Raw genomic sequence first — 23,739 nt, forward strand, 5'->3', positions numbered from 1 at the left:
TAATAATCCATTTCAGGATACTATCCGTTCTGCTCTTACAAAAATATTTTTACTAACCGTAAAATACTCCTCCTCAATTTATCCTGCGGCGTATCTTTTGAAGATCCTGTTGATCCTGTTGAGACTGCTGAGCCTGTTGAGACTGTTGAGACTGCTGAGCCTGTTGAGACTGTTGAGACTGCTGAGTCTGCTGAGTCTGCTGAGCCATCGGACTCAGACGCCCTTATTTCGAAAATTCGTGGATTTTGGACATGCTATCGGACTCAGATGCAGTTATTCACACCTTCGAAGCCCAATTCAGTACAAATATAAGGCAATAAGAGCTATGCAGTCCGAAACCTTGGCAAAATAGATCAAAATGCTGAAATAGCTGCAATACAGTCCGATAAGTACAAGCCGTCGGGTAAACCACGCAAACCTTACAGCACGCAGATCAGACACGCAAACCTTATAGCACACAGATCAGACACGCAATCCTTACAGCACACAGATCAGACACACAATCTTTACAGCATGCAGATCAGCCACACAATCCTTACAGCACGCCGATCAGACACACAATCCTTACAGCACGCAGATCAGACACGCAAAAAAAGCGGAGGATTTCTCCCCCGCTTCTTATCTTTGCTATAACTATGATGACTATTCTACGATTTCAGCAGTATCGCCGTTGTTGGCACCTGCAGCGTTAGCTTCGTCAGTGTCAATATGCATATCCAGTTTAAAGCTGTCTGATACGCGTGCAATTACGTTCTCCAATACGAGACCACGGTCGCCTCCGAGGCGAACTTTAAGCAATTGCTTATCAGCAATGCCCCAAGCTTCAGCTTCAGAAGTATGGAAATGAATGTGACGAGCGGCGATGATAACGCCTTGTTCCAATTCTACTTCGCCAGCAGGTCCTTTAAGCGTAATGCCAGGTGTTCCATCAATATTTCCAGATTCGCGAACTGGAGCTTTCACGCCAAGTGCGAAGGAGTCAGTACGGGAAATTTCTAATTGGGAAGCCGGACGAGCAGGTCCCAAAATTCTTACTTTGTCAAATTTACCTTTGCTGCCGATAACTGCTACTTGCTCATTTGCTGCAAACTGTCCTGGTTGAGAGAGGGGTTTGAACTCCGTTAGTTGATATCCTGGGCCAAACAAAGCCTCCACATGCTCTTGCGTAAGGTGAATATGTCTAGCCGACACACCTACGGGTACAGTCTTACTCATAGTAAAGTCACTCCTTGTATTTTCTCTAGTATCTGTACAAGCCATTAACCATTATACATCTTCTTAACCAAAAATAAAAAGCCCCACATCATAACGAGGGCCTTTTTTTCGACAATTCATACTTTTAGAGCAGGATTGTCATGATTTAGACACCTGAGAAGGTAAGTTTGTGCGCAGGTAGGAGACCGCATTCTCATATAACCAACCTTTTACGGAAGCTTCTGGATAGTAACGAAGCAGGTGCTCCGCGAGCTCAGGGTATTTTCCCGGATGCTCCATGTTCTCTACCCAAGTGTCAATGCCGTCAAAATCCGAACCAAACATCATATGTTTCTCGCCACCTAGACTACATACATGATCAATATGCTTTAATAAATCATCCATACGAGCTTTTCCATCATCACATACAAACCACGGATAAAAGGTCAGGCCCATTCTTCCGTCCATTGCAATCAAAGCTTTAATCTGTTCATCATTTAAATTTCTAACATGCCCACAGATTGCTGCGGCGTTCGAATGGGAAGCTATAAACGGACGTGTGCTTAAGTCGGCTAGCTCCCAAAAACCTGCCTGAGACAAATGCGACACATCAAGCAGCATTCCGCTGTCGTTGCACCATTCGATCAGCATTCGCCCTTTTTCCGTAAATCCGCCGTTGCGCTGCTCCAGAACACCGTCCGCTGCCCAATTGGCATAATTCCAAGTGATTCCCAAAAACCGCACGCCAAGCTCAAAGCAGAGCTGTGCATAAAACAAGTTCCCTTCTAGACCGTCTACACCCTCCAGAGAGAGCATTCCCCATGGGGATGCTCCAGCTGTTCGTTTTCCTACCTCCTCCTTCCAACGCAGCCACTGAAGGCTCTCTGCGCCTATTATTTTTTGCCGGAACAAATCAATTTGTCCTAAAACATTCTCAAAGCTAGGTCTTCCTCTACTTGCCGAAAGGTATATTGCAAAAATCTGCAATTCCACACCGCCCGCTACCAGCCGCTCTCCGGTAACATCCAGCCGAGGATCATTCTTAAAATCCATATCTGGTGATGCTTGCATTTTACTCAGCACATCACAATGAAAATCCGCAACCTGTAGCTTATCGGTTCTCATCCCAAGCCCTCGCTTTCATGCAGCCCTATTCCAGATTCTATGCTTAAAAACGCCAGACTATATACGAAAAGCAAAAAACCTGTTTACATAAGTAAACAGGTTCATCCGTTCTATGCTTCTATTATCTGGGTTCTACAATCAATTTAATCGCGGTTCGATCCTCTCCATCAATCACAATGTCTGTAAATGCCGGAATGCAGATCAAATCTACTCCGCTTGGTGCAACAAATCCCCGGGCAATGGCAACTGCTTTGACTGCTTGATTCAGTGCTCCAGCTCCAATAGCTTGTAATTCGGCCGATCCACGTTCACGAAGAACACCTGCTAAAGCGCCGGCGACGGAATTTGGATTGGATTTAGCTGATACTTTTAATACATCCATAGTAAGTACCTCCCCTGGGAAAATAATGGTGTTCTTCCACTACTTTAGATGTTATTCGCGAGAGAAGAAATAATTCCTTCTTTTTGCGGACTACTCTGGAGAAAATGGTACAATAGATACTCTTTTTCGATATAATAAATATCACACTTTACCCTTATTCGGCGAAATTACCCGGAAAATCACTTATCTTATCCTACTACTAGCTCATTACCCATTCATCTTCACGTAGCCGTATTTTCTCCAGACGGGTAGCCGCGCCAGTATTCTCGTCTAACTCTGCAAATAAACCGTGAAGCTGCCATTTGCCTTCATCAACAACAAATCGTGCTGGAAGCTGTGTAGTGAACTTATAAAGTACTGCATCTCTTTCCATACCCAGAATCCCTTCGCTTGAACCAACCATGCCCGCATCGGTCAAGTAAGCCGTTCCACCCGGCAAAATCACATCATCATTCGTCTGAACGTGAGTATGGGTCCCTACTACAATTGATGCGCGACCATCCATGAAATAGCCCATGGCGATTTTCTCAGAGGTAACCTCTGCATGGAAATCAACGAGAATGCATTTATGATCTCTACGTAGCTCTTCCACAATTTCTTCACCCACACGGAAAGGACAATCAATCGCAGGCAAAAATGTACGGCCTTGCAGGTTAACTATAGCTAGCTCTTTGCCGTTACCTTTAACAACTGTATATCCTCTTCCCGGTGTTCCTGGAGGAAAATTAGCAGGACGGATAATCCGGGCCTCATCGTCGATAAACTCGAAGATGTCCTTGTTGTCCCATGTGTGATTACCCATGGTGATTCCGTGAACGCCCCAGTTAAAAAATTCATTTGCGATCGCTTTAGTAATACCTCTACCGGCAGCAGAATTCTCACCGTTAACTATGATTATATGTGGTTGATATTTGCTTTTTAATGAGGGCAACATCTCCCGAAGTGCCTTCCTACCTACACTACCTACGATATCTCCAATGAATAGTACTTTAATGTTTTTCTCCTCCTAATCTTAACCTCTGCATCTAACGGATAAGTCTTCATATTTAAAAGAAAAAAGGCCCCGCTTAGGGGCCAATTTTCATCAAATATAAGAAAGTATAAGTTATATCTTATCCTTTAACCTTATATTCCTAGCAGAAACATGTACAAGGAAACGATCATAAATATCGTTATTTCCGAAGCGTATGTTATCTACTTATTGCCTATTTAGCGTATTCAACAGCCCGTGTCTCACGAATAACGGTAACCTTGATATGTCCTGGATAATCCAGTTCACTTTCAATCATCTTCGTAATATCGCGAGCAAGACGGAATGCCTCTGCATCGTCAATCTTCTCTGGCTGTACCATCACGCGCACCTCACGGCCCGCTTGAATAGCAAATGATTTCTCAACGCCTTCGAATGACTCTGAGATTTCTTCCAGTTTCTCTAGACGTTTAATATACGTTTCCAGTGTTTCACGGCGAGCACCAGGTCTAGCAGCCGACAATGCGTCAGCGGCACCAACCAACATAGCAATAACCGAGGTAGCTTCGCAGTCTCCATGATGAGATGCGATACTGTTGATAACAACCGGATGTTCTTTATATTTCTTCGCTAGTTCAACGCCGATCTCAACATGCGAACCTTCCACTTCATGATCCAGCGCTTTGCCGATATCATGGAGTAATCCTGCACGTTTTGCAAGCACGATGTCTTCCCCAAGCTCACCGGCCATCAGTCCTGTTAAATAAGCAACCTCCATGGAGTGCTTCAATACATTTTGACCATAGCTTGTACGGAATTTCAGACGCCCCAGAATCTTGATCAAATCTGGATGCAAACCGTGAACGCCCACTTCGAAAGTAGCTTGTTCACCATATTCCCGAATCCGTTCGTCCACTTCTTTGCGGGATTTCTCCACCATCTCTTCAATACGAGCGGGGTGAATACGTCCATCAGCCACCAATTTCTCAAGTGCCGTACGGGCCACTTCACGGCGGATTGGATCAAATCCTGACAAAATAACTGCTTCCGGCGTATCATCAATAATGAGGTCGATACCTGTAAGAGTTTCCAAAGCACGAATATTACGGCCTTCACGACCGATAATCCGACCTTTCATCTCTTCATTCGGCAACGTAACAACTGAAACCGTTGTTTCCGCTACGTGATCAGCTGCACAGCGTTGGATAGCGAGTGTGATGATTTCACGGGATTTCTTATCCGCTTCTTCTTTCGCCTGCTGTTCAATTTCTTTGATCATTTGTGCCGTTTCATGGCGAACTTCTTGCTCAACATTGCTAAGAATGATACTTCTTGCATCTTCGATGCTTAAATTGGAGATACGTTCCAATTCAGTGACTTGGTTTTTGTAAATAACATCAATTTGCTGTTGGGTTTCATCAATTCGTTTCTCTTTGTTAGCTACTTGTTCTTCTTTTCTTTCAAGCGATTCCATTTTTTTATCCAGAGATTCTTCCTTTTGCAGCAAACGTCTCTCTTGCCGTTGGATTTCATTCCGACGTTCACGAGTTTCTTTCTCAGCTTCAGTACGGATTCTATGGACTTCGTCCTTAGCTTCCAATACTGTTTCTTTCTTCAGCGCCTCAGCGTCCTTCTTCGCATTCTCAACGATGACAACGGCTTCTCTTTCTGCGCTTTGGATTTTAGCTTCTGCAAGGGATTTACGAATAAAATAACCGAACCCAAAGAATATTGCAGCTACAACGAGAACGATAATGACCCAGATCCATGATTCCAGCATCTGTTCACCTCCTCGTTGGTTCCTCTCCAAGGTATATCCCTGGGAATTGTGCAGTTGTTTAACTATCCGTTCATCACCATACAAAAAACCGGTAAACAACCGATTGCCATACTGCACATGCTGCACATGCACACTGCCCGCCTTATCCGGCGATTACATTTCATATGAGTTGTACGTGAACCGTTTAAAACAGTCTCCTTTTTGGGAAGGAAAAAGGATTCTAATTTTATGCCGATTCATGTTATATTTTATTATTTATAAAAAGACATTGTCAAGAGAGTCGATATACGCATTAATGTCAAGAGAATCAGTGATTCTAGTAAAAATCCTCATCTTCACCTTCATAATTGTCTTCCGCAAGTAAAGTATTGATCACTTGGCGAACCATATCGCCCGAAAATCCACGGCGCATAAGGAAGGCTCCAGTCTTTCTTCGCTTATCTGAAGCTTCTCCACGGATGAGATTCCATTTCTTGCGCCCAGTTTCGAGTGCGCTCTCCAGCTCTTGTTCAGGAGTAATATTCTCCAAAGCTTCCGATATAAGGGTTTTGTCTATCCCTTTCTCACGTAGCTCTTGTCGAATCCACATCTTCCCTTTCCGCTGGTTCGCTATTCGTTGCTCTGCCCATTGCTTAGCATATAAAGGGTCATCAAGAAGTCTTTCCTCCTGCAGCCGCTGCACCACTTCCGCAATAATAGTCTCTCCTATTTCCTTCTGGCGTAAACGGCGAGTCATTTCCATAGCGGTGCGTGGTTTACGTTCTAGATAACGGAGGCCTTCTACATAAGCTCGTTGACGCTCATCAGCTACAACAATTTCCACCAAATCAGCCTTCATAAAAGAATTACCAGTAATCATTCGATATTTAATCATGACGTCCTCGTGCACAGTCATGTTATATGCTCCGAAATGTATGATATAACGGTGGTCAGATTTCTTTTGACGTTCTACTTTAGTGATCTCTAAGAGTTCTCCTTCAGGAAAATCAGATAACACCTGCTCATCTTGTTCTTCTGCTTCAAAATCCAGTTGTATTACCATAGTTGTTTGTCACCTCGTAGCAATAGATCGGTTATCGTCTTACTTTCGTTACTTGTTAAGAAAAGACACCCTGCAACAATCAATCACAGGGCGTCCTATTGCTTAATATACTATTCGATTTCGAGAAGCAATTTCTCTTCTTCTTCTTGCTCTGCAATAATATCTTCATTCTTCGGCGCAGCAACAATAGTGGATAAATTACTTGCTTCACGGATCTTATTCTCAATAATAAGGGCAATATCCTGATGTTCCTTCAAAAACTGTTTAGCATTCTCACGTCCTTGACCGAGACGCTCGCCTTCGTAGGAATACCATGCACCACTCTTATTCACGATATCCATTTCAGTACCGATATCTACAAGACTTCCCTCTTTGGAAATCCCTTCACCGTACATAATATCAACATCAGCCTGTTTAAAAGGAGGGGCTACTTTATTCTTCACAATCTTGATCTTAGTACGGTTACCAACCACATCGTTCCCCATCTTGATGCTCTCTACGCGACGTACATCTAAACGTACAGAAGAGTAGAATTTCAATGCACGACCACCCGGAGTTGTCTCAGGGTTACCGAACATAACACCGATCTTCTCACGAAGCTGGTTGATAAAGATAGCGATCGTATTGGATTTGCTAATGGCACCAGAAAGCTTACGAAGTGCTTGAGACATCAAGCGAGCCTGCAATCCGACGTGGGAATCACCCATATCGCCTTCAATTTCAGCCTTAGGTACCAAAGCAGCAACGGAGTCAACGACAATAATATCAACGGCTCCACTACGAACGAGTGCTTCGGCGATTTCCAGCGCTTGTTCACCCGTGTCTGGCTGAGAAAGCAGCAACTCATCGATATTTACGCCCAAGTTACGTGCATATTTCGGATCAAGCGCATGCTCGGCATCGATAAATGCAGCTTGTCCGCCTTGTCTTTGCACTTCTGCAATAGCATGAAGAGCAACTGTTGTTTTACCTGAAGATTCCGGTCCATATACTTCAATAATACGTCCCTTTGGAAGTCCGCCTATACCTAACGCAATATCAAGTGCCAAAGATCCGCTAGGTACAACTTCCACTTGCATATGCGTGGATTCTCCCAGTTTCATTACCGAACCTTTACCAAATTGTTTTTCTATTTGACGAAGCGCCATATCAAGCGCTGCACGACGATCTGACAATCAGACCACTTCCTTCACTGTTTATAGTAATATAATAACGTGTTTTTAAGGTCTTGCCAAGCTTTTTTTCGAACATACATTCGTTTTTTTTGTCTTGGGCGTTATTTATCCCTTTTATTGTAAGCCTCCCTCCGGAGATAGAAGTTAATTAAATTCCCCACTTCACCGGACATCAACGACTTATGATCATGAGTAGTCATCGTGATCAAAATCTCTGCAAATATACAAAAAACCGCAGCAAAGAAATCTCAGTGCCACGGTTCTTCCGTATGTGTTTATTATAACTGGGCTAATCTCCCATTACAAGTCTGAACCCTCAAGAGGTGTCTCCACCTTGCGTTCCTCAAGTCTCCGCCACAGACGATACAGCAGAGCCTTTACAGTACGCAACCGGATATTTTCCCGTGTACCTTTAAGATTAAGCTCATAGACCTCTGTCTTACGTCCCCGTTCAGCCAAGCCGATAAATACAAGTCCAACAGGCTTGCGCTCAGAATAACCCGGTCCAGCCACACCCGTAACAGATAAGCCGAAATCGCTGTCTGCAATCATTCTCACTTGGTCAGCCAACACCTCGGCAACTTCTCGACTTACGGCTCCAGGAGCATTGGGTCCCTCCAAATAAGCACTTGGCACATTCAGTAGCTTTTTCTTTAGGTCATTCGAATAGCAGACGATTCCGCCGGCAAACATCGATGCACTGCCTGGAATATTTGTTATGCTCTCCATCAGCAAACCTCCGGTGCAGCTCTCTGCCGCACTTAAGGTCAGGCCGGCATCCGCCATCCAATCCACAATCAATTGCTCCAGCGGCACATCAATGTTCGCATACAAATGTTCCGGCAAAATCTCCTTGATTTGTTGTTCCAGTATCTCCAGCTTTTTTGTAGCTTCATGCTCAGAAGGGGCCTTTGTCGAAATACGAACAGTTACCTCTCCCTCTTTGGCATACGGAGCAATCGTTGGATCAGTCTGACTGCGAATCAGTTCGATGAGCTTGTCCTCCAGCAGTGATTCTCCGATGCCGGCAAATTTGAGCATTTTTGAATAAAGCGGTGTTTCGTTCGTCAAGGCGTGCTGCTGTAGCCACGGTACTGCTTTATCAACGAACATCGGTTTCATCTCACGAGGTGGACCTGGAAGCACAATATAATATTTCTTCTCATGCTCAAAAGCAATCCCAACCGCAAGACCGATTTCATTCGGCAACGGTGTAGTTCCTTCAATTATAAGTGCCTGTTTGCGGTTATTTTCGGTCATAACGATCTTACGATCATCAAAGAAACGTTGTACATGATCCATCGCCAAACGATCAATATGGAGCGTTCTACCTAGCGATGCAGCCAGTGCGTCTTTAGTCAGATCATCCTCAGTGGGGCCAATTCCGCCCGTAAAGATAATAACGTCAGCCCGACTCTGAGCGATCTCGATGGCTTGCTGTAGGCGGCTGCTGTTATCACCGACAACGGTTTGAAAGTATACATCGATCCCGATGGCAGCTAGCTCGATAGACAAAAACTGGGCATTACTATTCACGATTTGACCGAGCAAAAGCTCTGTCCCTACTGCAATAATCTCCGCTTTCATACCTGGCTTTCGCCTCCTCGTTATAATGTAGGTACACTGCTTTTGGATTTCAAAAAAGGTAATAGGTGCTTCACCTATTACCTTTCCTTGTATATCCAGCTTACATGCTTACGCATTATGCAGCTGTAGCAGATCCTTATTCTTCACAAAATAATCAATTCCAGAATAAATAGTGATCAGCGCTGCGGCCCAAATAGCAATATCGTCTACAGGAATACTGACAAATTGAAATGGGAAATTATTCAACAACAGCAGTGAGATCGCAACAATTTGTACAACCGTCTTTATCTTGCCCCATTTGCTGGCGGCAACCACTTTTCCCTCTAGCAATGCAATCTGGCGAAGTCCGGTGACTGCAAACTCACGACTGATGATTACAATAGCAATCCATGAATCGCATCTGCCCAGCTCCACAAGTGAAATCAGAACTGCAGATACCAGCAGTTTGTCCGCAAGTGGATCAAGGAGTTTACCGAGATTGGTGACCATATTATATTTCCTAGCAATGTAGCCGTCTATTCCATCCGTGCTGGCCGCAAGCAAAAAGATTACAGCTGCTACCAAATGATTAACAGATAGCTGAAACGAGCCCCAATGTATCGGTTCTGGATAAAAACTGAAATCCACCAGTAAAAAAAACATCATAATCGGGATCAGGCAAATACGAGCTAGCGTGATGCGGTTGGGCAAATTCACTGAAGTTTTCCTCCCCTAAATCGTTCATACAAATTGCCTAAATCAGGCTAATCCATTTCTACTTAAGCAAGTATATTATAGCAATAAATAGGTGTCAAAAAAACAGAAAGCACCCCGCGTTGTTAGTGCTAATAAGCACTGCGGGGCACAAAATTCTATTTCATGTTCATGAATTGTAGATCCAGCGGCAAATCAGCTTTACGCAAGATCTGAATAATCTGCTGCAAATCGTCGCGGCTCTTACCGGTCACACGAATTTGATCCCCTTGGATCTGGCTCTTCACCTTTAATTTTGAATCACGGATCAGAATATTAATCTTTTTCGCATTCTCCTGATCAATGCCTTGCTTAAGCCCTAAACGTTGACGTACAGATCCCAGGGAGGCCGGTTCTACTTTACCGAAATCCAGATTTTTTAGGGTAATGCCTCTTTTCACCATCTTTGATTGTAAAATATCAATAACAGCGTTGAGCTTATATTCGTCTTCAGAGGCGATTATAAGTGCGTCTTTCTCCAGCTTCAGACTGCTTTTGCTGTTCTTAAAATCAAAGCGGTTGTCGATCTCTTTCTCTGTTTGGTGAATAGCATTCGTTAACTCCTGCATATCCATTTTGGATACAATATCAAATGAACATTCTGAACTCATTAAACTCCACGTCCTTTATACAATTAGTCTGCTACTATTATAAGAGAATGGTACTATTAAGTCTAATTTTGGATAAATCATTATGTAGCTCACCCGACATAGAAAACAGCCCCACTAAGTGGAGCTTTTCCTTCGAGTGAGTTTGGTTCAAAGGGTAGAAACACGTCTCCACCGGAAGTACGCCGTTGGAGACGTTCATTTCTACAGCTTCTATCTGCTTCGGACCGGATTACGAAACATATCCAGAATTCCTAGCACAATATGTGCAATACCGAATCCGAGAATTCCGTATCCCCAAGCACCTGGTGTCAAATAGTATCCGATGAGACTGACAACAACCCCAAGGCCAGCTACAATCCAGCTAACTGTCATAAGATGTACACCTCACTTTGGCTAAAACTGAAAACATTCTTATGTTCTCCCTAAAGCCAAAGTCTATACATCCTATTTGTTATTCGCCTGTCCCTTCACTTTGGGTACCTTCACTTCCAGAACCGTCGTCAAGATTAAGCAGGAGACGTGAGGACGTCTTCTCATCCGTGATTACTTGACCATTTACGGTAATCTCAGTTGCTGGGGAATACCCAGACTTAATATACATGCCTTCACTGCCCAGAACGAAGTTCATAGTTTCTCCTGCTGCTGTATTTCCGAAGGAGAGTTTTTCACCTTTAGAGTTCTCGCCTTTGTAAACTTCAAGCCAGCTTACTCCGGATGCAACAATCTCAACCTTAACTTCGCTTCCGGCAGGAGCTGTAACCTTAAATTTCGTTGTTTTGCCTGACTTCCCATCTGGTGTAACCGTGATAGATTGAGGAGACGGCGTTGGTGTCGGTGTTGGCGTAGGCTCCGTAGTTGGCTCAGTAGTTGCTTCTGCACCTGCCGAGGAAGTAGGCGCTACTACACCGCCTCCTGATGCGGGTGGAGATGTTTGTGCTGTATTAGGATCCTGCACATTATTGGTGATATTTGTTTGATCAACTTGATCAGGGTCTGCTTTGTTTAAACTAGAAGCATAAATGTAAATCACTACAATAATCAATATAGGGAATGTCCACATCAGCACCGTTGGCAGCCATTTTGCATTCCGTTCGGTTTCGGGTCTACGGCTGCGCTTTTGAATCACCGTCTCCATGGTCGTGTCTGCGGGTGGTGCAGGTACGTTCCCATGCTCCTCGAGCAGTTCGTCAGGACTCATGCCTACTGCTTCTGCATACGTTTTGATAAACGCCCTCACATAAAAACTTCCTGGAAGCACCTTGTAGTCTCCAGACTCGATGGCTTCCAAATACTTTTTGCGAATTTTTGTTACTTCCTGGACATCGTCAAGACTCATCCCTTTTTGCAGACGTGCCTCTTTCAATTGCCGGCCCAGTTCCGACATACCATCACCTCCTGTAAGTTCTATGAATGTAAACTTCCTTAACCAGCTTTATAAAAAAACATGCTCGGAAGTGTATTCTTCATCGTTTGTGTTCTATAAATCATCACTGTAGCTCGTCGTAAATGACTCGTACAAGATTTCTTCCGTTGGATTATTCCGCAGCTCAATAATAATATCAAAGTCATCATAACTATACTCAGATTCGCGTACGAAAATATCTGGATGCTCAATAACCTTTGTGCTTGGCATGCTCATAACATTTTGCAATAAATTATAATGTTTCTCATTAGAGCGGATCGTACTAACTATACCATCAATTATAAATACATTATGTGGGTTCATCTCATCTTCAGCCAATTGACTGCGCACCGTCTGCCGCAATAATGTGGAGGAGACAAATGTCCAGCGTTTCATAGCACAGACACTGCCAGCTATAATGGATTCCGTCTTTCCTACACGGGGCATACCACGAAGTCCTATAACCTGATTCCCATCTTTTTTAAACAGCTCACCGAGAAAATCAACCAATAGACCTAGCTCATCGCGGGTGAAACGAAACGTCTTCCGATCATCTGAATCCCGTTCAATATATCGCCCATGGCGCACAGCCAGCTTGTCCACGAGCCTTGGAGACCGCAGAGCTGAAACTGTAATATTATCAACTTTTTTGAGCATTTCGCCCATCAGCATAATTTTCTCATCATCATTGGTCTCCAGCAACATTCCGCGAGTTTTTCCTTCAACTCCATTAATCGTCAGAATGTTAACTTCCAGCATCCCTAACATTGAAGCGATATCACCAAGCAGACCGGGTCTGTTCTTGTGAATCTTGTATTCCATATACCACTGTTTATATTCCACTTGTACACCTCATAGATTCCTTTTCCCTACCCTTTGCCAATACAGCAAAAAAAGCTGCCCCGGCAAAGCGGTCTTTTACACGGGTCATGTTAATGATATATAAAATAAAAATGAAAGGCAAGGTCAGTCCTGTAATAATTGCAGAAAAGCTCCCACAGGGGGAGCTTTTCCGCAAGCTTAGGCGTTGTCTTTCGCCAACTTGACCATGAGTTTAGCAATCGTTTGCTTTTCTTCATCGTTGCCGACATCCCATAGCTCTTTGATCGCACGGTTTTGAGTGTTTGCTGGATCCACTTTTTCATCAAGGAATTCCCCGATTTCAAAAGCCAGCTTTGAGATTGTATCTTGACTCATCCCAAGTTTCTCCGCCTGTACAACCCGTTTACCTAGGAATTTCTTCCAGGTGTCAAAATTTTTGATTACGCTATCGTCTTGTGTCATCTTAAATCCTCCTTCATGTTTACGGTCAAACACCTGCATACAGGCTGTAAGCCGCCTTACGAGAGATTAAAAAACAACACTTATAATATGTCTCAGACGATAGATTCTTATGCTGGAGCTTTTCTCCAAGTTAAGCATTAAGTAATCCAGCCACCGTTAGGGCTAATGATCTGCCCAGTAATATACCCGGATTCAGGCAATGCTAAAAAGTAAATCAGTGAGGAGATCTCGTTCGGTGTAGCCAAACGTCCCGCCGGAATCTCATCCTCCAGCATCCGGACCTCATCCTCCTGTAGGTTAGACAACATATTCGTATTAACCGCTCCTGGAGCTACCGCGTTCACAGTTACGCCAGAAGGTGCTAGTTCCTTGGCTAACGCCTTAGTAAACGCATTTACTCCGCCTTTACTGGCTGAATAAGCGACCTCGCAAGAGGCTCCCGATATTCCCCACACGGAAGAAACGTTGATGATTCGACCATAACGCTGGGATACCATGTACGGCATAAAAATCTGGCTGCACATAAAGGTACCTTTCAAGTTAATGGCCATAATATCGTCCCATTCCTCTTCACTCACATCAGCCAGCATCCCATAATGAGATTTACCGGCATTATTGACAAGAATATCCGGCTGCATTCCATTACTTTCAAGCTTCTCCGCCATTCGTACAATCTGACTGCGATCCTTCATATCCGCATTTACAGTCATTACCTTTGCTCCAAGGGCCATACAACGCCGAGCGACATCATTAGCAGCTTCATGTGAGTGCTTGTAGTGAATAACAATATTCATGCCTACAGAGGCAAACCGTTCTGCAATGGCGCCACCGATTCCCCCGCTGCCCCCTGTCACCAGAACTGTCATTTCTCCTAATGGTTTGTTGCTCTCTCCCAAAAGCGCCATTTAAGGACTCACCACTAGTGAAACAGCGAGTTGCTCCCAATTTACATGGGCATGTAAACGCTCATTCACTTCAGCTAAAGTAATCGATTCGTAAATAGGCAGAACTTCAAACAGGTCACCACCACGGAATTGGTAACGTGTAAATTCATGTGCGATACTTTCAGGGGAGTTCAGCATGCGCAAATATCCGCCTATTTTCTTTTTCCGTGCCCGCTCGAAGTCCTTCTCAGCAAAGCCAGACTTTAAGATCTGATCCACTTCTTCTTTAATTCGTTTCAGCAGCAAATCCGGGTCCTTGGTATCTCCACCCATAGCTGAAAAAGCATATTGTTCTGAACTATTAAATTCATGGCCAAAGCTGTCTGAGATCAGTTCTTCATCATAGAGCTTTTGGTACAACGCTGTGCTGCTGCCAACCAGCAAATCAAGCATAAGCTTTGTGGCGAGATCACGCTTAAGTGCAGCTTCACCTGTAAGACCATCAACTTTTTCCTTAAATCCAAACATAATCTTAGGCATCGAAACAGCGAGTTTGCTTTCTAAGCGCTTCGTAGCGACTTGTTCCGGCTCCTCTTCAAAAATACGCTTAATCTCACCTTGTTTACCATAAGATTTCCCCTGCTGATTGCTGCGAATCAAGGAGAATACCTTCTCCGGATCCACACCACCCACTACGAACAACAGCATATTGCTGGGATGATAAAAAGAGTTGTAACAAGTGTACAGTGTTTCTTTCGTAATCGTACTAATCGACTCTATAGTTCCGGCAATATCAATCCGAACCGGATGTTTCGAATACATCGCCTCAATAAGGCCAAAGTACACGCGCCAGTCTGGATTATCTGCATACATATTGATTTCTTGACCAATGATCCCTTTTTCCTTTTCTACATTCTCATCCGTAAAATAAGGTCGTTGTACAAAATCAACGAGTGTACTAAGGTTGGTCTCTATGTTCTCTGTTGCCGAGAAAAGATAAACCGTCTGATCAAAACTTGTAAAAGCGTTAGCTGAAGCTCCATTTGAAGCAAAAGTGGCAAAAATATCGCCTTCTGGCTCTTCAAACATTTTGTGCTCCAAAAAGTGAGCTATACCATCAGGAACAGTGGTCTCTTCTCCACCTGCGACATGAAAATGATTATCTACAGAACCATATTTAGTTGCAAATGTGGCGTAAGTTTTTTTGAATGTTGGTTTTGGCAATACATAAACCTGAAGCCCATTATCCATCACCTCATGATAAAGGGTCTCTTGAAGTCTGTCGTATTGAATCTGTTCCATCTCTATTCCTCCTTCCCTGTCAAGAAATAAATCGTATCCAGCTGAAAGGTCTCCGCTGCGGCTTTTACTTCCCCTGCACCGATTTGTTCCACCTCTTCTAGCAGCTGATCCGCTGTCCGTTCTTTTCCTGACAACTGGCGGTTGAAGTCGTAAGAGATCATCTCAAAAGCAGAATCCGGAATCTCGGAAAGCTGATTGCGGATCATGGCTTTGGTCTGGCTTAACTCCAGATCACTGATATTGCCAGCTTTCATCTCTTCCAATTGTTTCTCTATAATTTCAACAGCTTTGTTGTAATTTTGCGTTTCGATGCCTGATTGTATCGTTCCAATCCCCTTGTGACCGTCATAGCGTGAAGAAGCATAGTATGCAAGACTGGCCTTTTCCCGTACATTGACGAAGAGTTTGGAGTGTGGATACCCTCCTAATATTCCGTTGTACATAAGTGCGGACGCATATGTATCGTCCTTATACGTAATCGATGTGCGCAGACCCATGTTCAACTTGCCCTGACTGACATCCAGCTTCTCCTCTACCGTCCGCACCTCGCTGACGGATACTGGGACAAACTTGGAGCTATATAAGCCCACCTCCGACTGAATGCGTCCGAAGTGCTGCTGCACAAGCTTTTCAACTTCCTCAGTAGTCGTATCTCCCACAACATAGAGATCCAAAATAGCTCCATCCAGCCATGAGTTATAAGATTCGTACAAACTTTTTGGGGTAATCCGATCCAAATCTGCTCTTTGACCCAGTGGATGAAGACGATAGGGCTCGTTACGGCACATTTCTTCGATACAGCGTTCCGCAGCATAACGAATCTTATCATTTACGATAGATTCCAGCTTCTTGCGCACTGTTTCACGCTCTGTTGCAACATAGGAAGGACGGAAGCTTCCATCCTCCACCAACGGACGGGTCAGGACTTCTCCTAGGAAAGCAAAGGATTGTTCAAGCAAGCTCTCCTGACTCTGCACGAAGGAGTCATTAATGGTGTCCATGCGAAACTGAACAATCTGATAATCGCCTCTTTTATAAATATCAAAACCAAATCCAGCGCCATACAGCTCCTCCAAACGCTCACGGAATTGAGTAGTCTCTGGATAAGAAGCGGTACCTCTGCGGAGCACAAATGGAGCAAGTGCTGTAGGGGTGACCGTATCCTCATTAAGTGGGACGCCGGCATAAAGTGAGATGGCGTAGGTCTTGAACGCCTTGGTAGGCATCACGTGAATACGCATACCTGCAACGTTGCCATGCTGAAATACATTATTAGTCAAGTCCAAAACTCCTTTACCGCGTGGATAGTTGCTCATTAACATGTTTATGAATTAATAACCATTCTAAACCATTCCAAAGTAAGGAAGCAACCGGATGCCTCTTCCCGGTTGCTCTCTGGATTTACTTCTTTACTTATCTACATACAGAAAATATGCTGGCCTATAGTCTTGACCTGTGGACGAGTCCAAATCCATTTGGAGGTCGCCGTTTTAGGGTTGAAATAATACAAACACCCACCCGAAGGATCCCAGCCATTCAGCGCTTGCTGCACTGCTTTTCGTGCCTGCTCATTTGGCTCCAAATAAATCTGCCCGTCAGCTACAGCTGTAAAAGCTCCCGGCTGAAAAATAACGCCAGACGGCGTATTTGGAAAGCTCGGAGATTTTACCCGGTTCAAGATTACTGCAGCAACAGCAACTTGTCCTTCGAAAGGTTCACCTCTTGACTCACCATAGACGGCATTAGCCATAATTTTGAGATCATTTTCTGATAATCCCATCGTATTCCCTGAAGACAGAGACGCTGAATCCGAATTATTGGTTGTATTTGTTTTGTTACCGGTGTTGTTGTTTGCTGTATTATTTCCGGTTGCTGAAGCCGACTCTGTTGGCTTCCAGTTCTTAGTTGCGTTATACAATTTCAGCTTAGTCTTAGCGCCTACGATGCCATCAGACTTCATTCCAAACTTCCATTGAAACCACGTTACTGAATTTTTCGTTTTCGGACCAAACTGACTGTCTATTTTCCCTTCATAAAAGCCCAGATGTTTTAAACGTCCTTGCAACTCATAAACATCCTGACCAGAAGAACCGAGTTTAATCGGAGTCGTGCTGAAGGCAGGCAAGGCCTCTTCTTCAGGATGATTTAGTTCATGGACAAATGACGCAGCAGCACTTTGCTTGGTCTGTACTATGCCATTACCCTGGAGCAGCATTCCTGCAAACGGCGCGGCAGCAAGTGCAAGGGTTAAAGAAGCAAAGATCCACAACTTATGTTTCTTCATAGGGGTTCGCTCTACCTTTCTTTTGTGAGTTCTGCATGGATGGCTAAAGTTATTATGACGACTGTCAGGACATCCTATGCATTACTAAAAAAGAAGTAATAGCATTTCATTGTAATTGAGAATAATTATCAACTATAATCGAAATAAGAAAACGTTGGAGTTGATATTAATCATGAATTTAAAGGACCACATTTTATTGTGGAACCACGCATTAATAGAAATTATTGATATACGCCATACTTTTCAACGATCAAGTGATCTGAATTCACATTATCAGCTGCCCTCAAGCGCATTCTTGTTGATCATAAACGGCAAAGCCGAAATACTGATTGACGAGATCCCGCATGAGATCGTTAACTTTCATATCCTTCATGGTGGAAAAGGAATGAACATTCAATTTTTACGCACGGAGGAACTACTGGAGTATTACTTAATTTTATATAAAGCAAACCTTTCACTCGCCTCACGCAACAATCTAAAAGCAATTATGGAACACAATAATCCCTTCAATCTCCAATATGGATTTACGCCTACTAGTCCACTGCCCTTATTTGATAAGATGGAGAACATGTTTACTGATTGGGGCAAAACAGGTCTTTTGGATCGGCTGCATGTTAAAACACTGTTTTATCAATGGATTTATGAGATGCTTAGGCAGCTGCATACGCTGGAAACACAGTTAATCCAACCTGATCCGCTAGATCAAGCAATTCGCTATATGCAGACTTATTATAAGGAAACCTTCTCTCTTGAAAAATTAGCTAAAGCGGTAAACAGCAGCCCTAGAACATTATCCAGATTATTCAGAACACGGCTGCAGACTAGCCCTGCTCAGTACTTAATCAGCATCCGCATGGAAAAATCGAAAATACTGCTCCTGAACACTGAGGCGAGCTTGCATGACATCGCAATTGCAGTAGGTTATCCTGATGGCTATTATCTAGGAAAAATGTTCAAAAAATATTACGGAACCTCCCCTGTCCGATACAAAAATAAATTGATCACCCAACCCAGTTGGCGTGATATGCCATCCCAAGGTGCACAAATTGACATTGCCCGAACACAACCTCTCCGTTATATTGATTATGATAATCATTATCAATATAACGGAGAAGGGGAATTACCAATGTTTAGAAATGCCAAACCAACATTACTGCTCACCCTGTTATTATGCTTTACCATAGTGTTAAGCGCTTGTTCCACGGGAACCACAAATTCAAATGCGTCAAGCAATGGGACACCAACCCCCTCAGCAGAAACAAGTACAGGAGCAAATACAGACAAAGCTGCTGTCGAAGCACAAACCCGGATAATTTCCACAGTTAAAGGAGACATTGCCGTTCCCACTAGTCCACAAAGAGTCGTAGTTCTTTATTTGCTCGGTGATGTACTGGCTCTAGGCATTAAACCTATAGGTGTATCCGATGTATCCGAGGGTGCTGCATTTGAAGATGAGCTAAAAGATGTGCAAAAGCTTGGCACCTGGTTTGAGGCTAGCCCTGAAGCAATCCTTGCTCTAAATCCCGATCTAATCATCGTGCCGTCAGAGGAAACTTATGAAGCCCTCCACCAAATTGCACCAACAGTGTTAGTTCCGTATGAAAAAATGTCAACAGAAGAACGGGTGTCCTTTATTGGACAAGTCGTAGGCAAAGAGGATCAAGCAAAAGAATTATTTACTGATTTCCATAAAAAAGTTGAAGACAGCAAACAAAAGCTGCAAGAAGCTGGTATTCTGGATCACACAATATCCATCATGGAAGGTGGAAAAGACAACAGTATGGCTGTTGTGGCAAGCAAACAATTCGGACGTGGTTCGCAAATCATTTATGAATATTTAGGCATGAAGGCGCCGGAAATCATTCAACAGAAAATAGATACGGCGACTGGTGCGGATGGCGAATCCGTATCCTTTGAAGTCCTTGGCAAATACAGCGGTGACTATATCTTCCGCTCCTCTTATGATGGTATGGCTGATCTGACCCAAAACCCAATTTGGAACAATATCCCTGCCGTGAAAGAAGGCCGTTTGATGGAAATTGATTTTGGATTAGGTTATTACAGTGATATCTATTCTCTAAATGTGCAACTGGATTATATTGTTGAAGCTTTGCTTGCTGCACCAAGAGTCAAATAAGTACTCAGGATACAAAAAAGAGATGGTCCACTTCATAAAGTGGCCATCTCTTTTACTGTCTATTGAAGGTTTCGACGGGCTTGTCCAGCTTAGGAGCTGATCTTGTTATGCTGATATTGCTCAAGTGACACCAGCACCTCACGCGGCTTGCTGCCCTCGTAAGGACCGATGACTCCACGAGCCTCCATAGAGTCAATCAACCGGGCTGCACGGGTATAACCGACACGCATACGACGCTGTAGCAGCGACACTGAAGCCTGTTTAGCCTCCAGCACAATTTGTACGGCCTGCTCGTATAATTCATCCTGCGGCTCCTGATCCTCAGTGATTGTATCATCCACTTCAGGAACGATGGACTCATCGTATTCGGCTTCACCTTGACTGCTGACATATTGAACAATAGTCTCTACTTCTTGGTCGCTCATAAAAGCTCCCTGTACACGAATAGGTTTAGATGCGCCCATTGGCAAGAACAACATATCACCTCGGCCTAACAGCTTCTCTGCACCGGGCATATCCAAAATGGTACGTGAATCCACATTGGACGATACGCCAAAAGCGATCCGGGATGGAATATTAGCTTTAATTAAACCTGTGATTACATCTACTGAAGGACGTTGTGTAGCGATAATTAAATGAATTCCAGCCGCCCGCGCCATTTGTGCAAGTCGGCAAATCGCATCCTCGACATCATTGGCTGCAACCATCATCAAATCCGCAAGCTCGTCCACAATAACAACGATATACGGAAGAATTGCCGCTGGATTCTCAGCCATTAGTTTATTATAACCTTCCATATTCCGTGTTCCCGATTTGGAGAATAGCTCATAACGCTTCTCCATTTCCACTACAATCTTCTTCAAAGCTAGGCTAGCCCGCTTTGGATCTGTGACAACCGGAGCCAAAAGATGGGGAATTCCATTATACACATTCAGCTCTACCATCTTTGGATCGACCATGAGGAATTTGACTTCATCAGGTTTAGCTTTGTATAAGATGCTTGTTATAATCCCGTTGATGCAGACTGATTTACCGGAGCCTGTTGCACCGGCCACCAATAAATGGGGCATCTTAGCCAGATTGCCAATAATGGTCTGGCCGGAAATATCACGGCCAAAAGCAATCGATAATCTGGATTCAGCCTCCTGAAAAATCTGTGTTTCCATAACTTCGCGCATGGTAACAATAGACACCTCAGAGTTCGGAACTTCTATCCCAATTGCAGATTTACCCGGAATCGGCGCTTCCATCCGAATGTCTTTGGCTGCAAGTGCAAGGGCAATGTCATCCGTCAGATTTACAATACGGCTAACCTTAACCCCAATATCCGGTTGTATCTCATACCTCGTAACCGCTGGGCCTCTTACTACCTCCAGCACCTTAGCCCGTACCCCAAAGCTTTCAAGTGTTGCTTCTAACTTACGGGCTGTCTGCATATAATCATTCTGATCTCCAGCTTTGCCACCATTGTTAGGTTTGGCTAGAAGACGGAACGATGGCAGCTTATATGGCTTCGGTGGAGGTGGTGCTGGAGGAGCAGGAATAATCTCTCCATCTGGAGAAGCACCTAGCAGGCCTTCCAAGTCTATGCTTACATTCTCCTCAGACTCATCCGTAGACTGCTGCTTAACGGCATTAGGTCCGGCTACAGCAGGTTTAGCTGCTTCACCACGAGCTGCGGGTGAGAATTCACTCCACTCTTCCCGGTCTTCTTCGTTTAACCCTTCTGAACGGATATGTTCAAAGAAGTCACGAATAATAGGCGTCACAGGTTCAATATCCAGATCCGCATCATCAAAATCATGATCGATATCGTCTAATGGAATTACATGACTATCTGGAGTTAATCCCGAAATAATCGGACCAGTTGAAGCACTTGCCACAATTGGACCCTGATCGTCATAATCAGAATCTGCTTCCACCTGTGAACGCGTGGAGCCTGAGAACCAGCCAGATATTTTTTTCAAAAGGACAGGTTGTTTGCGATTAGGCAAATACCGATCGTCTTCGTCTTCTTCCTCCTCGTCATCATAGACAGGCTGCTTCACCTGCCGAGCCTTAGCTGGAGCAGCGGCTCTAGAAGGTCTGGCCGCTACGGGAACCGCCTTCGGACGGTTTGCAGCATGGAGACGAATCCCCTCCACAAACTTAACCAAGCGCACTCGCAAAAGCGTAAAAATCTCCACATAGGACAAGTTGGTAATTAGCATAAAGCTGATCGCCAGCATGACGATCATAAGCAGCTTAGCGCCCAGACTACCAAAAAGCCATAACAGCGCTGCATACTCCAACCCGCCGATGTACCCTCCGCTTATATCCTTACCCAGCATATAGACATTGCTTTCGTTCGAGCCAGGTGAAAGTGATCCCGAAAGATCATTATGTATTTGTGTCATTACATTGCCAGGATGTAACAAAGACAACGGGCCAAGCTTCTGCTCCATTGCAGATATTGTGCTCATAAGGCACATAGACAATAGAAGCAGAAGCACGCCAGTATGCCTGCTGTTCCACGAGGAAGGCCATCTTCGATGGATCATCACCATAAGTCCATAAAAAATGCCGATAAGCGGCAACACAAAATAAAATCTCCCTAATAAGTAACCCGCCATACTTGAAAGTGAGCGCCCTACGGCTGCTTCACCAGACAGTGCAATGACGGAAATAGTTATTAATAAAATTCCATATATTTCATATTTTAAAACGCTGCCGAGCAGCGCTTTTTTCTTCTTCTTTTTTCGTTTAGCCACGCCAGCCACCCCCGGAACAACATTATACCATATAATGGCGTGGCGTACCTATGTTCTCTTTTGTCAGAAAATGAATCTTTATGTTAATGTAATTATCGAACCTGGAGAGAACGCCGGATCTAGATAACGGTTCAGCGGACAATCCAATAATCTCACAATCCGCGCACGTCCTTCCTCCATCGGTTCAACCTGCATCAGCATGCCCTGCACACTAACTTCTCGGGTTGCGGCATAATTGTTAAATGCCCCCTCCCACACCTGTTCCATTGCAACTACTGTGTACAGTGTCATTGCGTAATCCCTCCTGGAGTCGATGCTGAGAAATCCCCGCCGATCATTCGGTTAAGATGCGCAAGTGCCGCTCCGATCCCGCCGACCTCATCCATCAGACCATATTTAACGGCATCCAAGCCCCCCACAGCCGTCCCGATATCACGATTGAGCTCACCTGTCTTAAACATGAGATCACGGAACTGTTCTTCAGAAATGCGCGAATGGGAAGTCACAAATTTAACGACACGTTCCTGCATTTTCTCCATATACTCGAAAGTTTGCGGCACTCCGATCACTAAACCATTCATTCGAATCGGATGAATCGTCATCGTTGCACTTTCAGCAATAATCGAATAAGTGGAGGAAACTGCAATCGGCACCCCGATGCTGTGCCCGCCTCCAATGACTACGGTTACCGTTGGCTTGGAGAGGGATGCAATCATTTCCGCAATTGCTAATCCCGCTTCTACATCTCCACCTACCGTATTTAAAATGATAAGCAGGCCTTTGATGTTTTTATTCTGCTCAGCTGCCACCAGCTGCGGAATGATATGCTCATACTTTGTTGTTTTGTTCTGTGGAGGCATAACAATATGTCCTTCAATCTGACCAATAATCGTTAAGCAAAAAATATCAGGCTCTCCACTTGGGACTACTGTTTGTCCAAGCTCCTTAATCGCTCCCATTGTAGTGGGCGGCATATTTTCATTAGGATTCGGATTAGTTTCTCCTGGGACAACTTCCTCATTTTTTGCTCCATTTGATCCTTCGATGTAGTTCATCTTCGCAGCTCTCCCTTGTTATATGCAGCTCTAGTCTGCTGTT

The 23,739-nt window shown here is 44.2% G+C and carries 22 protein-coding genes; 1 reads left to right on the forward strand and 21 read right to left on the reverse strand.

From position 1 onward, the window contains the following. Window positions 1–642 precede the first annotated feature (642 nt). The 18 genes from MKY54_RS18685 to sleB all read right to left on the reverse strand — a co-directional run bounded on the left by MKY54_RS18685 (window position 643) and on the right by sleB (window position 17,754). Complete coding sequence (locus MKY54_RS18685) at window positions 643–1,215, reverse strand: phosphate propanoyltransferase (RefSeq protein ID WP_036688383.1); 573 nt, start codon at window positions 1,213–1,215, stop codon at window positions 643–645. Between the two features lie 138 nt (window positions 1,216–1,353). Beyond that, window positions 1,354–2,319 (reverse strand): membrane dipeptidase, encoded by a 966-nt coding sequence (locus tag MKY54_RS18690; protein WP_076182593.1) that lies wholly within the window; start codon window positions 2,317–2,319, stop codon window positions 1,354–1,356. A gap of 121 nt (window positions 2,320–2,440) precedes the next feature. Then, on the reverse strand, window positions 2,441–2,701 hold the full coding sequence (locus tag MKY54_RS18695) for a stage V sporulation protein S (protein WP_019910496.1): 261 nt from the start codon (window positions 2,699–2,701) through the stop codon (window positions 2,441–2,443). A 199-nt stretch (window positions 2,702–2,900) separates the two neighbouring features. Then, on the reverse strand, window positions 2,901–3,695 hold the full coding sequence (locus MKY54_RS18700; protein WP_076100408.1) for a TIGR00282 family metallophosphoesterase: 795 nt from the start codon (window positions 3,693–3,695) through the stop codon (window positions 2,901–2,903). A gap of 211 nt (window positions 3,696–3,906) precedes the next feature. Then, window positions 3,907–5,448 carry a ribonuclease Y gene (gene rny, locus MKY54_RS18705; protein ID WP_036689085.1) on the reverse strand — a complete coding sequence of 514 codons (1,542 nt, stop codon included), beginning with the start codon at window positions 5,446–5,448 and terminating at the stop codon, window positions 3,907–3,909. 319 nt (window positions 5,449–5,767) lie between these two features. Beyond that, entirely contained in the window at window positions 5,768–6,493 is a 726-nt protein-coding gene (locus MKY54_RS18710; RefSeq protein ID WP_248548830.1) for a RecX family transcriptional regulator, read from the reverse strand. A 110-nt stretch (window positions 6,494–6,603) separates the two neighbouring features. Continuing rightward, the gene (gene recA / locus MKY54_RS18715) at window positions 6,604–7,668 is read right to left on the reverse strand and encodes a recombinase RecA (RefSeq protein ID WP_076127879.1); all 1,065 of its coding nucleotides are present in this window, start codon (window positions 7,666–7,668) and stop codon (window positions 6,604–6,606) included. Window positions 7,669–7,968: 300 nt separating this feature from the next. Continuing rightward, window positions 7,969–9,255 carry a competence/damage-inducible protein A gene (locus MKY54_RS18720; RefSeq protein WP_036688393.1) on the reverse strand — a complete coding sequence of 429 codons (1,287 nt, stop codon included), beginning with the start codon at window positions 9,253–9,255 and terminating at the stop codon, window positions 7,969–7,971. A gap of 108 nt (window positions 9,256–9,363) precedes the next feature. Next, window positions 9,364–9,951 (reverse strand): CDP-diacylglycerol--glycerol-3-phosphate 3-phosphatidyltransferase, encoded by a 588-nt coding sequence (gene pgsA / locus MKY54_RS18725; RefSeq protein ID WP_036688397.1) that lies wholly within the window; start codon window positions 9,949–9,951, stop codon window positions 9,364–9,366. Window positions 9,952–10,106: 155 nt separating this feature from the next. Continuing rightward, window positions 10,107–10,598, reverse strand: a complete 492-nt coding sequence (locus MKY54_RS18730; protein ID WP_076127877.1) for a YajQ family cyclic di-GMP-binding protein — start codon at window positions 10,596–10,598, stop codon at window positions 10,107–10,109. A gap of 210 nt (window positions 10,599–10,808) precedes the next feature. Further along, complete coding sequence (locus MKY54_RS18735) at window positions 10,809–10,970, reverse strand: hypothetical protein (RefSeq protein WP_169744781.1); 162 nt, start codon at window positions 10,968–10,970, stop codon at window positions 10,809–10,811. A 79-nt stretch (window positions 10,971–11,049) separates the two neighbouring features. Next, window positions 11,050–11,982, reverse strand: coding sequence for a RodZ domain-containing protein (locus MKY54_RS18740; RefSeq protein WP_339187533.1), 933 nt, complete (start codon window positions 11,980–11,982; stop codon window positions 11,050–11,052). 93 nt (window positions 11,983–12,075) lie between these two features. Further along, window positions 12,076–12,843 carry a DUF3388 domain-containing protein gene (locus MKY54_RS18745; protein WP_036688406.1) on the reverse strand — a complete coding sequence of 256 codons (768 nt, stop codon included), beginning with the start codon at window positions 12,841–12,843 and terminating at the stop codon, window positions 12,076–12,078. A gap of 177 nt (window positions 12,844–13,020) precedes the next feature. Then, on the reverse strand, window positions 13,021–13,284 hold the full coding sequence (locus MKY54_RS18750; protein ID WP_036688409.1) for a DUF3243 domain-containing protein: 264 nt from the start codon (window positions 13,282–13,284) through the stop codon (window positions 13,021–13,023). 137 nt (window positions 13,285–13,421) lie between these two features. Beyond that, the gene (gene fabG / locus MKY54_RS18755; protein WP_036688412.1) at window positions 13,422–14,189 is read right to left on the reverse strand and encodes a 3-oxoacyl-ACP reductase FabG; all 768 of its coding nucleotides are present in this window, start codon (window positions 14,187–14,189) and stop codon (window positions 13,422–13,424) included. After that, window positions 14,190–15,470, reverse strand: a complete 1,281-nt coding sequence (locus tag MKY54_RS18760; RefSeq protein WP_038571902.1) for a pitrilysin family protein — start codon at window positions 15,468–15,470, stop codon at window positions 14,190–14,192. It abuts the gene before it with no gap. A 2-nt stretch (window positions 15,471–15,472) separates the two neighbouring features. Continuing rightward, on the reverse strand, window positions 15,473–16,711 hold the full coding sequence (locus MKY54_RS18765) for a pitrilysin family protein (protein WP_248548863.1): 1,239 nt from the start codon (window positions 16,709–16,711) through the stop codon (window positions 15,473–15,475). Between the two features lie 176 nt (window positions 16,712–16,887). Then, window positions 16,888–17,754 (reverse strand): spore cortex-lytic enzyme, encoded by an 867-nt coding sequence (gene sleB / locus MKY54_RS18770; protein WP_036688421.1) that lies wholly within the window; start codon window positions 17,752–17,754, stop codon window positions 16,888–16,890. A gap of 172 nt (window positions 17,755–17,926) precedes the next feature. On the opposite strand from sleB, the gene MKY54_RS18775 reads away from it, so the two are divergent. Beyond that, window positions 17,927–19,891, forward strand: coding sequence for an AraC family transcriptional regulator (locus MKY54_RS18775; RefSeq protein ID WP_339187536.1), 1,965 nt, complete (start codon window positions 17,927–17,929; stop codon window positions 19,889–19,891). 89 nt (window positions 19,892–19,980) lie between these two features. Here MKY54_RS18775 and MKY54_RS18780 read toward each other — a convergent pair whose 3' ends face one another. From MKY54_RS18780 to MKY54_RS18790, 3 genes are all read right to left on the reverse strand, one after another. After that, a complete protein-coding gene (locus tag MKY54_RS18780; RefSeq protein WP_076190915.1) occupies window positions 19,981–22,641 on the reverse strand; it encodes a DNA translocase FtsK in 2,661 nt (886 codons plus the stop codon). A gap of 78 nt (window positions 22,642–22,719) precedes the next feature. Further along, the gene (locus MKY54_RS18785) at window positions 22,720–22,932 is read right to left on the reverse strand and encodes a YlzJ-like family protein (RefSeq protein WP_076127863.1); all 213 of its coding nucleotides are present in this window, start codon (window positions 22,930–22,932) and stop codon (window positions 22,720–22,722) included. Beyond that, a complete protein-coding gene (locus MKY54_RS18790) occupies window positions 22,929–23,696 on the reverse strand; it encodes an ATP-dependent Clp protease proteolytic subunit (protein ID WP_076136428.1) in 768 nt (255 codons plus the stop codon). Before MKY54_RS18790 ends, MKY54_RS18785 begins: the two co-directional genes overlap by 4 nt. Window positions 23,697–23,739 lie beyond the last annotated feature (43 nt).

It is taken from the genome of Paenibacillus sp. FSL P2-0121 (assembly GCF_037975345.1).
Taxonomy (GTDB): Bacteria; Bacillota; Bacilli; order Paenibacillales; family Paenibacillaceae; genus Paenibacillus_AQ; species Paenibacillus_AQ odorifer.